We start from the raw sequence: 12,496 nt of genomic DNA on the forward strand, positions 1-12,496 counted from the left end.
CTTCCTCACGGCTGTGGTGCGTCAGCGGGTTGGGCCGAGCGGGTTCAACGGGTCGAGCGGGTTCAACGGGCCGCGCGGGCTTCGGCCGGGAGCCAGTCGAAGGACTCCGCACTCGGGCGGTCGCCGGCCTTGTACTCCAGGCCGATCCAGCCGTCGTAGCCGGCCTTCCGCAGCTCGTCGAGCAGCTGCTCCAGCGGCAGTGCTCCGGTGCCCGGTGCGCCGCGGCCCGGGTTGTCGGCGATCTGGACGTGGCCGGTCTTCGCGGTGTACGCCTCGATGACCTGGCTGACGTCCTCGCCGTTCATCGACAGGTGGTAGACGTCGAGCAGGAACCTGGCGTTGTCGAGGCCGGTCGCCTCGTTCACCTTGTCCACGACCTCGATCGCGGACGGGGCGCTCACCAGCGGGTAGTGCGGGGACTCCGGCGCGTTGAGCGCTTCGACGAGCAAGGTGGCCCCGATCCGGTGTGCCGCCTCGGCCGCCAGGGCCAGGTTCTCGAGGGCGAGTGCATCCTGGGACGCCGGGTCGACGCCCTCGATGCGGTTGCCGTACAGCGCGTTGAGCGCCGTGCAGCCGACGGAGGCCGCGAACTCGGTCGCCACCTCGATGTTGGCGCGGAACCGCTCCGACTCCCCGCCGGGTACGGACAGCGCGCCGCGGTCCGGTCCCGGTAGCCGTCCGGCGTAGAAGTTCAGGCCCACGAGCTGGGTGCCCGCGTCGTCGAGCGCCTTCCGGAGGGCTTCGAGCTCGGCCTGCGGCGGGGTGGGCGTCTCGATCCAGGGCCACCACAGCTCGACCGCGGCGAATCCCGCGGCAGCAGCGGCGGCGGGTCGCTCCAGCAGTGGGAGTTCCGTGAAGAGGATCGAGAGGTTCACGTCGAAGCGCTGGTCCGTGCCGCGCTTGTGGGTGAAGGGAGGGGCCATCAGGAGGGACGCTCCTTCCGTATTGCGGAAGTTAATTTCTGCTTGATGGAAGAATGCCTGTGGTGGTTCGGGCTGTCAAGGGCGACCTCGAAACGGAGCACCTCCCGTGTTGGGGTCAGAAGCCCTGTTCAGGACGCTGCCGTCGCCGCCCGGGCGATGCTCGCCGGCTCGCCGCGAGGGGGTCGTGGCGCGCCTACCGGTCGACTGACGTCCGACGCTCCCTCCGCTACGGGCTCTGGCGACGGCCTCGCCGTTGCCGGGTCGGCCGATTGGCCGCGGAGGCCGGGGGTGCCCAAGGCCGCGTGGGACGGGCGGCGGTGGCCGGACGCGTCCAGCGGGGCGCGGGTCCCCTGTCGGTCGGGGTGCGTGCGACCGTCACGCCGGGTGCGGGGCCGGCGCCGCCACGGGCCCGCCCCGCCTCGCGCCCCTCGCCTCGATGTGCCCCGCCCTGCCCCGTCGTGATCCCGTCCTGTCATGATGCAGTCCCCTTTCCGGCTGCGGTGCTGCGCGGCGAGTCCGTTCCTGCGTCGCGCCGTACGGGCTCGGGACTCCCCGGGCGTCCGGTGCGTCCCGGGCGGGCGGGTCCCGTCCCGCGGGGAGGGTCTCGGGCGAGGGGAAGGGCACGGCTAACGTGGGGGCATGGTGCGACTGAGAGTGGAGTTCACGACCGAGCCGTTCGACCTCGACGAGGCGCCGGCGCACGCGTTGGTCGCCCGCGAGGTCATCCAGGCCGCCGACCTGGACGCCGTGGACGTGGGGCCGTTCGGCAACACGGCGGAGGGCTCCGCCGACGCCGTGCTCACGGCGGTCGACCTGCTGCTGCGCCAAGCGCTGGGCGCGGGTGCCACCCGGGTCTCGTTGCAGGTCAACGTGATCGGGGAGGAGCTGTGACGGGGTTGGGGTCCGGGGAGCACCCCTTGATCGCTGCGGTGAAGCCGCTGGTCGACGCGATGGGTGCGCAGGTGCTGCCGCCGGAGCAGGCGAAGCCCGATGACGTCGTGCTCGCCTGGGAGGGCGAGCAGGTCATCGCCGTACGGCTGCCTCAGCTCGGGGACTCCCTCGACCACATCCTGGCCGCCATGGAGCGCCAGCACGGCATGCCGCTGTCCGCCCTGGACCGCAAGCTCAAGCAGTCGGTCGTGCGTACGCTGGAGGCGCGCGGGGCCTTCTCCGTGCGACACGGCGTGGAGACCGTCGCCGGGGCCCTCGGCGTCAGCCGCTTCACCGTCTACAACTACCTGAACCGCGAGAACGCCACGAAGGGTGAGTGATCGGTGGCTCCACGCGGGTGGCCACCGTCCGGATGCCGGGACGACGACTCCTGTATCCGAGCGGAATTCAACAAAGTGTTGACGGAGTGGTGGTAGAGGGCGTTAGCTATCCGCAGCCCGTCCGACGCACCTTGCAGCACAGCCACGGAGGCTCCCGTGACTTCGTCTTCCGTTCCGGGCCTCACCCGGTTCAACACCCTTGAGGACAGCGAGGCCCAGGCCGCGCTGCACGAGGTGTGCGCCAGCGCGGCGTGGGGCAATCGACTCCTCGCCCAGCGCCCGTACACCACCGTGGAAGCCCTGCTCGCCGCGGGCGATGCGGCGACCGCCGCGTTGTCCGCAGACGACCTGGCCGAAGCGATGGCGGGTCACCCGCCGATCGGCCGGCCCAAGCCCGGCGACCCGACCTCCTCCCGCGAGCAGCGGGGAATGGCCGGAGCCACCGCCGAGCTCAAGGCCGAGATGCTCGAACTCAACCTGGCCTACCAGGAGAAGTTCGGTCACGTCTTCCTGATCTGTGCGACCGGCCGAACCGGAGAGCAGATGAGGGACGCCGTCCGCGAGCGGTTCGACAACACCCCCGAACAGGAGCGGGAGATCGTCCGCACCGAACTGGGCAAGATCAACCGCATCCGGCTGAGCCGTCTCGTGGAAGAAGTGAACGCATGAGCACCGCAACCACCGCGTCCGTGTCCACCCACATCCTGGACACCAGCATCGGGCGCCCCGCGGAAGGCGTCCCCGTCTCCCTGGCGGCGCGCAGCGGGCCCGACGCACCGTGGGCGGCCCTCGGGGGATCGGCGACCGACCAGGACGGGCGCTGCAAGGACCTGCCGGCACTGCCGCAGGGCACCACCCACGTGCGCCTCGAATTCGAGACCGAGGCGTACTTCTCCAAGAAGCAAGCCGATGCGCAGCAGGACGCCCCCGCGAATCGGGACAGCGATGCGGCCAGTGTGTTCTTCCCCGAGGTGGCGATCACGTTCGCCGTCGTGCCGGGCGAGCACTACCACGTACCGCTGCTGCTCAACCCGTTCGGCTACTCCGTTTACCGAGGGAGCTAGCAGACATGACAGATCGTTCCCGACCCGGCCGCCCCGTGCTGCTCGGACAGAACCAGTACGGCAAGGCGGAGAACCGCGTCGTAAAGATCACGCGGGACGGCGACACCCACCACATCAAGGACCTGAACGTCTCGGTCGCGCTCTCCGGCGACATGGACGACGTCCACTACTCAGGCTCCAACGCCCACGTCCTGCCGACCGACACCACCAAGAACACGGTGTTCGCGTTCGCCAAGGAGCACGGCATCGAGTCCGCCGAGCAGTTCGGCATCCATCTCGCTCGTCACTTCGTGACCTCGCAGGAGCCGATCCACCGGGCCCGCATCCGCATCGAGGAGTACTCCTGGGAGCGCATCGCCGCCGCCGACGCCCATTCCAAGTTCATCGGCGCCGACGAGGTGCAGCACTCCTTCGTCCGCAAGGGCCAGGAGACCCGCGTCACCCAGATCACCTACGACGGCACGTCGTGGGAGGTCGTCTCCGGCCTGAAGGACCTGGTCGTGATGAACTCGACGAACTCCGAGTTCTGGGGCTACGTCAAGGACAAGTACACGACGCTGCCCGAGGCCTACGACCGGATCCTGGCCACTGAGGTCTCCGGCCGCTGGCGGTTCAACTGGACGGACGACGAGCAGCGCATGCCGCACTGGGACAAGTCCTACGAGCAGGTCAGGAAGCACATGCTCCAGGCCTTCGCGGAAACGTACTCGCTGTCCCTGCAGCAGACGCTCTACCAGATGGGCGCGCGCATCATCAACAACCGCGCGGAGATCGACGAGGTCCGCTTCTCCCTGCCGAACAAGCACCACTTCCTCGTCGACCTGGAGCCCTTCGGCCTGAAGAACGACAACGAGGTCTACTTCGCCGCCGACCGCCCGTACGGCCTGATCGAGGCCACCATCCTGCGGGACGGCGTCGAGCCGAAGATCCCGGTCGACCTGACCAACCTCTGACGCGGACCGGTGACGGCCCCGTCCGCCCCACGCGGGCGGAGCCGCCCGGACCGGAGGGAACCACCATGGGACAGCCCGCACCCCGGGGCCCCGGGACCCCCACCCCGAACACCGTGCACCGGCCGGCGGGCCCGGACGCTCCCGGCACCCCCGCGGCGCGGTGCTCCTGTCCCCGTCCCTCTGACACCACGTCGGGCGCGCCTATCGCGCCCGCCTCCCGGACGGCACCGGCGCGCGCCGCGGTCCCGGTCCCCCCGTACCCACACCACTTCGGCACCCACAGCAGTGCGGCTGTGGCACTCAAAACATCCCAGGGTCCTGCCGTGCCCTCCCCCGAGGAAGCTGCGAGACCGTCGTACGCGACGGCCCCCGCGAGCCCCTCCCGGGGGAATTCCCGCCACCAGACATAAGGACGCACCGCCATGGCAGCACCGGCAGCAGCCCAGCGCATCGTCATCGAGAACTGCGCGATCGCGACAGTGGACGCCGACGACACCGAGTACGCCTCCGGGTACGTCGTCGTCGCCGGCAACAGGATCGAGGCGGTCGGCGCGGGCAGGGCACCGGGGAACCTGGAGAACGTGGCCCGCCGCATCGACGGCACCGGTCACCTGGTCACCCCGGGCCTGGTCAACACGCACCACCACTTCTACCAGTGGATCACCCGCGGTCTCGCCACCGACCACAACCTCTTCGAGTGGCTCGTTGCCCTGTACCCGACGTGGGCGCGGATCGACGAGCAGATGGTGCACTCCGCGGCGCAGGGTTCGCTCGCGATGATGGCCCGTGGCGGCGTCACCACCGCGATGGACCACCACTACGTCTTCCCCCAGGGCTCCGGTGACCTGTCCGGCGCCATCATCCGGGCCGCCTCCGGGATGGGAGTGCGCTTCACCCTCGCCCGGGGCTCCATGGACCGGAGCGAGAAGGACGGCGGGCTTCCGCCGGACTTCGCCGTCGAAACCCTCGAAGGCGCGCTCGCCGCCACCGAGGCGACCATCGACGAGCACCACGACGCGTCGTTCGACTCGATGACGCAGATCGCCGTCGCCCCCTGCTCCCCGTTCTCGGTCTCGACCGAACTGCTCAAGCAGGGTGCCGAGCTGGCGCGGCGCAAGGGCGTGCGCCTGCACACCCATGGCAGTGAGACCGTGGAAGAGGAGAAGTTCTGCCACGAACTGTTCGGCATGGGCCCGACCGACTACTTCGCCTCCACCGGCTGGCTCGGCGAGGACGTGTGGATGGCCCACTGCGTCCACATGAACGACTCCGACATCGAGGCCTTCGCCCGGACGAAGACCGGTGTCGCCCACTGCCCGTCCTCCAACGCCCGCCTGGCCGCCGGCATCGCACGCGTCCCCGACATGCTGAAGGCCGGCGTCCCGGTCGGACTCGGCGTCGACGGCACGGCCTCCAACGAATCCGGCGAACTGCACACCGAACTGCGGAACGCACTGCTGATCAACCGGCTGAGTCCCGTACACCGCGAAGCCGCGTTGAACGCACGTCAGGCCCTGCGACTCGGCACCTACGGCGGCGCCCAGGTCCTCGGGCGGGCCGACCAGATCGGGTCGCTGGAACCCGGCAAGCTCGCCGACCTGGTGCTCTGGAAGATGGACACCCTGGCCCACGCCTCCATCGCCGATCCGGTGACGGCCCTGGTGTTCGGCGCGGCCGCGCCGGTCACCCTCTCCCTGGTCGACGGGCGGCCCGTCGTCGAGCACGGCCGACTGCTGCACGCCGACGAGGACGCCATCGCCCGTGCCACCCGGGAGGAGGCCCAGCGCCTCGCCCGGATCGCGGCGCGGGCCTGACCCCCCCAAGGAGTCCGGCCGAGGGGGACGGCCCTCGACCGGCCGCCGCGGACCCGAGCGGGGTCCACGGCAGCCGTCGCCGGGAGGTGCGTACGCAACGGCGTACGAACCTCCCGGGGCGGTGTGAGTGTGCGGCCACCCCAACGGCACACGGTTCTCGGGCGCACGACGCACCACAACAACCTGCATCACGCACCGTTCCGCAGCGCCTCCCTGACATTCACGTCTCCGCCGACGTGTCGACCGTCCGGAGGAACCGCCGTGGCAGCCGAGAGGAGATCGTGTTGAACCTGGCCTTCGACCACCTCGGTGGCAGCCGCAGTCCGGAGCCGACCGTGCAGGAGGCACAGCCCGCCGCCGTCCACTGACGCGAGGGGCGTCCCGTGCGGCACCAGGACCGCAGGTGTCGTACGGGACGCCGTCCGATCCGCCTCGCGACGCCGGGTCATTCGATGCGGTAACGGTCTCCGTACACCGCCCAGTCCAGCGGGGTGTCCAGCCCGAGGTTGCCCCGTTCGAGGAAGACCCGTTGAGCGGTGTCGACGCGGCTGGTGTCCTCGTGAGCTGCCTCCTGCTTCATCGCCCACACCCGGGCGTCGAGGAACGCGTGGAGGTACGCGACCTCGTCGCCGCCCTGGGCCGGTGGCCTGACCCGGGAGACCGCCCTCCCGCGGATGCTGCCGAAACTCGCGCTGTCATCCCCGTCACCGTGCATGACGAAGGCGTCGTAGTAGACGAACTGTCCCAGCACGCCGAGGCCGTCGCCCTTCGCGCGGCTCACGGCGGGGTCGAAGTAGACGCGGTCGCGTTCGTCGTCCTGCGCCCTGGTGAACTCCGCGTCCCGGGCAGCCCGACGCCAATCCGCGGGGAACTGCGGGTCGAGCCCCTCGTGCGACGCGGTTCCGTTCACCCGGCGCAGGGCGGGGAGGTACGGGGCGAGGACGTTGCCCGGTCTCCGGTCGGTGTAGCGCTCGACGACGTCGAGCAGGTCACCGGTGCCGGAACAGAAGCCGATGATGCCCGCGGTGTACCCGCGACCGTCGGCGATGTCCTCGATGTACGCGTACTGGGCCTTCCAGTCCAGCGAGGAGTTCTCGGCACTGGAGACCAGCTTCATGGCGATCTCCTTCTTGGCCGGGGAGTCGAGTCCCGCGGAGTAGGGGGCTTCGGCCCCGCCCGCGGTGTCCGACAGGGCGTTGCCGGCGAGCCCGAGCACCGCCGCGGCGAGGGCCGAGAGCCGTGCGGTGACGCTTCGGTGAGGATGCACCTGTTGATCATAAACTGTTGGCTCTGGGGCGTTGGGGGGTGTGAGCGATCTGATGGGGGATGCGCGGCAATTGTCGCCGTCGGCGCAGGAGGCGCCGCCGGCTGCGGACGTGGCTGTTTCTGTCGGCGTTCGGGGTGCATAGCTCATGGTCAGGTGGAGGAAACGTCAGCCAGAGGTCACGCGAATGGGCTTCGAGGTGACCACATGAGTGGAGAGACAAGTGAAGCGACCGTCTATCCGGTTGAGCGAAGGGGTCGTTCGATATCTGACTCTTTCTCAGGTGGTTCGGGTAGCTATCGCGACCGGAGTGTTCATTGCGTTGTTCATCGGCTGCTCCGGCGCGGCAAACGGCCTGCGATGGAGCCTGCCGTGCGGGGTGGGGGAATCTTTTTCACCTTGGCGTTCAGCAAGAACTCCTAACAAAATGATCTCCCAGGTCGTTGGATCACTCCGAGACTTTCGGCCTGTTCGCGGGCTCGGCACTGTGCTGGGGGCTCACCCCGGCTCGGCACTGTCTGAGGGCTCACCCCGGCTCGGTCAGCCGCATCCGGTACGACTCGCGACCAGCCCGCCCACCAAGGCTTCCGTGTGCGGATCTTCCACCGCACACCAGGTCACCCCGCCCGTGCCGGCCGCCTGCCGGGCCGGCCGGTCGGGGCGTCGGCACGCGCCCGGCGGGCGTCAGGGTCCGGGCGTCCAGTCCGGGCGCCGGCCGCTCAGTGCCACCACCCGGTCGAGCAGCGGCGCGTCATCCGGTACCGCAACCACCGGGCCGAACATGCCGCCCCGCCCCGGGTCTTGAGCCGCCGGGGCCATCAGGGCGTACGACACCCGGAGTTCCCGCTCGTCCGGATCGTAGGACTGCCCGGTGGAACGGGCCAGGTCCCAGCCGTGCACCAGCAGCTCGTTGAGGGCGACCCGGCCCGCGAGCGCGGCCGGGAGCGCGATGCCCCCGGCACGCGTGTCGCCGTCCCACGCCTCCGGGTGGCGCCAGGCCGCCACCAGGTCGTCGAGGAGCTCGGGCAGTCGTGACCGCCAGTCCTCCCCGAGCACCCATGTGACCGTGCCGGGGTCCTTGTCCGTCGTCGCCCCGAAGTCCTTGCGCGCGGCGTCGCGGAAGGCTGCGGAGAGCCCGACGACATGAGCGAGCAGCTCCCGTACGGCGTACTCGGGGCAGGGAGTCGGGTCCCCCAGCCGGGCGTCGTCGACGTGTCGTGCGAGCCGGGCCATGCCTGCGGCCACGGGCCCCAGGTCCGGCATTCCTCCTGTGTTCGTCTCCATGACCGTGCGGACTCGTCCGGAGCCGGAAACTCATCGGTCGCCCGGCACCGCGGCCCCGGCGACACCATGCCCCGTCTGCCGGGGGAAGCCGCCCCGTGCGACCCCTCGGGGCCCGCGGGCACGGGCCCCGGACCCGACGGCACGTCGAGACGTGCACCGTTCGGCCGATCGCCCGATCGGGCCTTCCGTCCGTGGCAAGGCCGGTGCCCCGCGCGGGGCGACCATACGCTCCCGGGGTGACCCGTACCACTGCCCTGAACACCGGACGTGACGACTTCCTCGCCTGGGCGCAGAAGGAGCGGGGGGCCGCGTTGCCCGCACGGCCCGCGGACGCACTCCTCGCGCTGCTGGCCCTGCGCGGTGCCGACCGCCGCGCCGGCGTGCCCGAACCGACCCCGGAGCTGCTGCGTCGGGTCCTCGTCGAGGACCTGCCGATCCTGCTCTGGGCGAGTCCGACCGAGCTCGCCGCGGTGCCGGGCGTGCTCACCGCGCTCGCGGACTACGTGCGCACCGCGGGGCGTCTCAATGCCAAGCGGCAGGCGCGGCTCGCCGCGGCCGTCGACGACGCCATGCCGGAGTTCGAGCGGGCCATGAACGACCCCCGCAACCTGACGTGGCCCCGCTGGTACGCGTCGCTGCTCCGCGCCGACGGCGTCGACGCCGACGACGCCGGGGCCGTACGGGAGTGGCTCGGCGCGCTGGACGCCGCACCGCGCGCCGACCGCCCCGTGCTCCCCGAACCGTTGCACCGCTCCGATGTCACGGCCTGCACCTTCGCGGCACGCGTCCGGCTCACCGAAGCCTTGCTGGCCGCTTTCGCCCGCGACGTCCAGGGCCCGTCGTCGACCGGTCCGCTGCTGCCCGCGACGCCCGCCCTGTCCGCCGCCCGCCCGGAGGAGGCCCTCACCGCCGAGCTGGAGGACCTCGCCGCCGACCTGACCGACCGCTGGACCGCCGAGGGCCTCAGTGCGGCCCTGGCGGGCCCCCACGAAGGACTCGCCCCGGGGCCGGAGGCCCTGCCCCACGTCGTCCTCGCGGACAGGTTCCTCGACGAACACCTCGACTACTACGGCGACCCCGCCGTACCCCTGCCTCCCCCCGCCGCGTTTCCCGACCCCGGCGACATCAAGGGCCTACTCCACGGCGCGCCGCTGCCCGCAGCCCTCGCGGCACAGGCGGACGACGTGCGGGAGCTCGCCGAACAGTGCGGATTCCCCGGGCCCGCCGACGCCGTCTGGACGGACGGGACGCCCGGGGAACTCCTCGAACTCGGGGCCGACGTGCTGGCCGCGGTCGTCGAACGGATCGCTTCCGGCTCCGGCCCGGACGAGGAGTACGCGCTCGATGCCGCGCACGTGCTCTACGCGCTGTACGAGCGCGGCGGCACCCCCGACTCGGTGGCTCGCAAAGCCGCGGACCACGCCGACTGGAAGATCGCCCCCGAACTCGAGGACGCTCCCGTCCCCGTCCCCGAAACGGCCCCTGCCGCGTACACCACCCCCGTTCCGGCCGAGCTGTCCGACCTGCTCGGACTGCCGGGCCTGACCGAGGCCGATCGCGCGGACCTCGACAGCCACGCCCTCGCCCTCGCCGCGGTCCTCGATCGGCTGGCGCCGACCGGGTGCGTCTTCCGCACCGGCGACGCCTACGGCCTCACGCCGCTCGGCAACGCCGTCGTGCGCCACGCGCTGTCCGTGGGGCACGTCGCCGCGCCCGACGGGGAGACGGTGACGGGCTGGGACGCCGCGCAGATCGTGGCCGCGGCCGAACACTGGCCGCCGGACATCGCGGCAGCGTCCCTCAGCCACTGGGCAGCAGCACGCGGCGCCACCGATGCGTCCTGGAGCGAGCTCGTCGCCGCGGTCTCCACCGCCCTCCCGGCCACGTCCGCCCCGGTGCTCTTCGCCCACCTCGGCCGTGCCGCCGTTCCCGTACCCGTCCTGCGCGCCGCCCTCAACGATCCCAAGACCGGCGGTTGTGCCCGCAGGGTGCTCCTGGCCCGAGGCGAACACGTTCCCGAGGACCACGTGCCGTTGACGGCCCGGGCAGCACTGGTCCTCGACGAGCTGGCGACCCGTGCGAGCGAGGACCTGCGCGTCTCTCCGGATACCGCCGCCGCGCAGCACGGGCCCGCTCCCGCGTCCCTCCCCGCCGCCTTCGACGCGGCCGCCGCCGGCTGGCCGGGTGGTGCCGCCGCCCTGCTCCCCGCCCTCGCAGCCGCCGACCCGTCCCTCGCTCGCCGCGTCCTCGATGCACTGAGGGACCGTCATCCGGACAGCCGGGTGGCGGATCTGGCGGCTCGCGCAGCCGCCTCGGTGCGGTCGGGAGGCCGGGCCAGGCGCCGCCGCTGAACCGTCTTGCCGTACGCACGGACGGTGTACGCCACGCCTTCCCGCCAGGTGCGGGAAGATGAGCCGTCGCTGCGGGCGGACGCCGCCGACTGCGGCCCGTGCCACCCCGGCAACGACTCGCACCGACCGGTCGCCGCACGGCACCGGGGCTCCGGCCGGACGGTCGGGGCACCCCGGTACGCCCGGGACGGCATGTCGTCGATCCCGCCCACATGTCCGGCGCACTCGCCCAGCGCGATGTGCCGGGCCGCCGACGTCCCGGTGAGGACTCCGGACGGTGGGGCGGCCACCATGCGCTGTTGGGTCTTGCAGGAGCACGTCCGGACGAAGCTGCTCGACGCGGCCGTGACCAGCCGCAATCAGGATGGCGGAGACTCAGTGACGGAACCGCGGCCGTGCACCGGCGCCGGCACCTCAGCCCGCAAGCGCCCGTCCGAACGCTCCCGGTCCCTGCTGCACGCCACTGCAGTTCGTCGCCGCGTCGCCGCCTGAGGGGTCGTCGTCCGCGCACTGCCGGTCGCGGAACGTCGACCACATCGACACCCAGGACAGTCCCCGCGCCTCCGCGAACGACCGCACCTGGGCGGCGTCGGAGAGGGTGAACGTCTCGCCCGGGACGTCGTTCACGCCGATCATCGAGGTCAGCGCCATCCCCTGCCACGCACCCTGGGAGCTCAGACCGAAGAGTTCAGCGAGCTGGTCATGGGTCGCTTCGGCAGAGGTGATCGCGTAGTCGCCCATGTCCCCGGCGTACGACTCTCCGTAGTTCATCGTCATGATGTTCACGGTGGAGACCCGCACCCCGTGGTCGTTCGCCGATTCCAGCAGCGCCCTGCCGTGGGCGTCCAAGCCCGAGGGCATCACAGGCAGCGTGAACGACACCTCCAGGCCGGCGCGCTCGCGCTGCAACAGGGCGATCGCCTCGGAGCGCAACGCGACCGAGGCCGGATCCGCCAGTTGGCTGCCCTCCACGTCGAAGTCGGCCTGGGCGGAGCCCGCCGTGTCCAGTGCCTTCGCATACGCGGCCGCCAGCGTACTCGGACTGCCGCAGACCGACGCCAGCTCCTCTCCCGAGGCGCCCCCGAAAGAGACCCGCACCGACGCGCCGTCCTTTGTGAGCGCCGCGATACGGGCCGTCACCGCCGGGTCGTCCACGGCCTCGCTGCCGTACCACTTCGGAGTGCAGCTGGTGCCGTCCGAGATCACGAAGGCGAGGTTGTACACCGACGGTGAGCCGGCCGTGTCCGTTGCCGAGGAATCCGTGGCACTCACGTAGGGCTGGTAGGCGGTCGACAGTGCCGTTGCCGACGGCTTCGCCGACGGGACCGACGATGCCGCGTTCGAGGAGCTGCCGATGGCCGGCGAACAGCCCGTGGCGACCAGGGCGGACAGGCAGATGAGCCCGACCATCGGCCTCAGGAAACTCCTCATTGCACATGCACCTGCTTTCGAGACGTCCCGTCGAGGGCGGAGGTCGAAGGTGTTTTCCGGCAAGAAAGGAAACACATTCAGGATGTGTTTCCTGTCGGCGATATTGTCCATGCACACCCCAGAGGAAGGGGGTATAAGGGG

General features: G+C 71.2%; 11 protein-coding genes. 7 read left to right on the forward strand and 4 right to left on the reverse strand.

Going from position 1 to position 12,496, the window contains the following annotated elements; translation table 11 throughout:
- Positions 1-62: 62 nt before the first annotated feature.
- Positions 63-923, reverse strand: coding sequence for a TIM barrel protein (locus tag ACFXOM_RS10020; protein ID WP_384934267.1), 861 nt, complete (start codon positions 921-923; stop codon positions 63-65).
- Between the two features lie 642 nt (positions 924-1,565).
- On the opposite strand from ACFXOM_RS10020, the gene ACFXOM_RS10025 reads away from it, so the two are divergent.
- The 6 genes from ACFXOM_RS10025 (at position 1,566) to ACFXOM_RS10050 (ending at position 6,025) form a co-directional block, all read left to right on the forward strand.
- Positions 1,566-1,814: a hypothetical protein gene (locus ACFXOM_RS10025; RefSeq protein WP_384934522.1), complete on the forward strand. Its 249-nt coding sequence runs from the start codon at positions 1,566-1,568 to the stop codon at positions 1,812-1,814.
- A 59-nt stretch (positions 1,815-1,873) separates the two neighbouring features.
- Entirely contained in the window at positions 1,874-2,194 is a 321-nt protein-coding gene (locus tag ACFXOM_RS10030; protein WP_384934525.1) for a helix-turn-helix domain-containing protein, read from the forward strand.
- Positions 2,195-2,350: 156 nt separating this feature from the next.
- Positions 2,351-2,863 (forward strand): 2-oxo-4-hydroxy-4-carboxy-5-ureidoimidazoline decarboxylase, encoded by a 513-nt coding sequence (gene uraD / locus ACFXOM_RS10035; RefSeq protein ID WP_384934270.1) that lies wholly within the window; start codon positions 2,351-2,353, stop codon positions 2,861-2,863.
- On the forward strand, positions 2,860-3,258 hold the full coding sequence (gene uraH / locus ACFXOM_RS10040; RefSeq protein WP_384934273.1) for a hydroxyisourate hydrolase: 399 nt from the start codon (positions 2,860-2,862) through the stop codon (positions 3,256-3,258). The genes uraD and uraH overlap by 4 nt, the downstream gene beginning before the upstream one ends.
- A 5-nt stretch (positions 3,259-3,263) precedes the next feature.
- Entirely contained in the window at positions 3,264-4,211 is a 948-nt protein-coding gene (gene pucL / locus ACFXOM_RS10045) for a factor-independent urate hydroxylase (protein ID WP_384934276.1), read from the forward strand.
- 422 nt (positions 4,212-4,633) lie between these two features.
- Complete coding sequence (locus ACFXOM_RS10050; protein WP_384934279.1) at positions 4,634-6,025, forward strand: 8-oxoguanine deaminase; 1,392 nt, start codon at positions 4,634-4,636, stop codon at positions 6,023-6,025.
- 445 nt (positions 6,026-6,470) lie between these two features.
- Here ACFXOM_RS10050 and ACFXOM_RS10055 read toward each other — a convergent pair whose 3' ends face one another.
- Both ACFXOM_RS10055 and ACFXOM_RS10060 read right to left on the reverse strand, forming a co-directional pair.
- The gene (locus tag ACFXOM_RS10055) at positions 6,471-7,292 is read right to left on the reverse strand and encodes a chitosanase (RefSeq protein WP_384934282.1); all 822 of its coding nucleotides are present in this window, start codon (positions 7,290-7,292) and stop codon (positions 6,471-6,473) included.
- Positions 7,293-7,973: 681 nt separating this feature from the next.
- A complete protein-coding gene (locus ACFXOM_RS10060) occupies positions 7,974-8,573 on the reverse strand; it encodes a TIGR03086 family metal-binding protein (RefSeq protein ID WP_384934285.1) in 600 nt (199 codons plus the stop codon).
- A gap of 236 nt (positions 8,574-8,809) precedes the next feature.
- On the opposite strand from ACFXOM_RS10060, the gene ACFXOM_RS10065 reads away from it, so the two are divergent.
- Positions 8,810-10,924, forward strand: coding sequence for a hypothetical protein (locus ACFXOM_RS10065; RefSeq protein ID WP_384934288.1), 2,115 nt, complete (start codon positions 8,810-8,812; stop codon positions 10,922-10,924).
- A gap of 414 nt (positions 10,925-11,338) precedes the next feature.
- Here the strand turns inward: ACFXOM_RS10065 and ACFXOM_RS10070 are convergent, their stop codons facing one another.
- Positions 11,339-12,355: a chitinase gene (locus ACFXOM_RS10070; protein ID WP_384944350.1), complete on the reverse strand. Its 1,017-nt coding sequence runs from the start codon at positions 12,353-12,355 to the stop codon at positions 11,339-11,341.
- Positions 12,356-12,496: the final 141 nt, after the last annotated feature.

The sequence above is a fragment of the Streptomyces sp. NPDC059169 genome (genome assembly GCF_042755225.1).
In the GTDB taxonomy this organism is placed as follows: domain Bacteria; phylum Actinomycetota; class Actinomycetes; order Streptomycetales; family Streptomycetaceae; genus Streptomyces.

Excerpts from the sequence above, each read along its gene's own strand:
- ACFXOM_RS10050 (WP_384934279.1), top strand. The coding sequence starts at position 4,634 with ATGGCAGCACCGGCAGCAGCCCAGCGCATCGTCATCGAGAACTGCGCG.
- ACFXOM_RS10030 (WP_384934525.1), top strand. The coding sequence starts at position 1,874 with ATGGGTGCGCAGGTGCTGCCGCCGGAGCAGGCGAAGCCCGATGACGTC.
- ACFXOM_RS10020 (WP_384934267.1), bottom strand. The coding sequence starts at position 923 with ATGGCCCCTCCCTTCACCCACAAGCGCGGCACGGACCAGCGCTTCGAC.
- ACFXOM_RS10070 (WP_384944350.1), bottom strand. The coding sequence starts at position 12,355 with ATGAGGAGTTTCCTGAGGCCGATGGTCGGGCTCATCTGCCTGTCCGCC.
- pucL (WP_384934276.1), top strand. The coding sequence starts at position 3,264 with ATGACAGATCGTTCCCGACCCGGCCGCCCCGTGCTGCTCGGACAGAAC.
- ACFXOM_RS10060 (WP_384934285.1), bottom strand. The coding sequence starts at position 8,573 with ATGGAGACGAACACAGGAGGAATGCCGGACCTGGGGCCCGTGGCCGCA.
- uraH (WP_384934273.1), top strand. The coding sequence starts at position 2,860 with ATGAGCACCGCAACCACCGCGTCCGTGTCCACCCACATCCTGGACACC.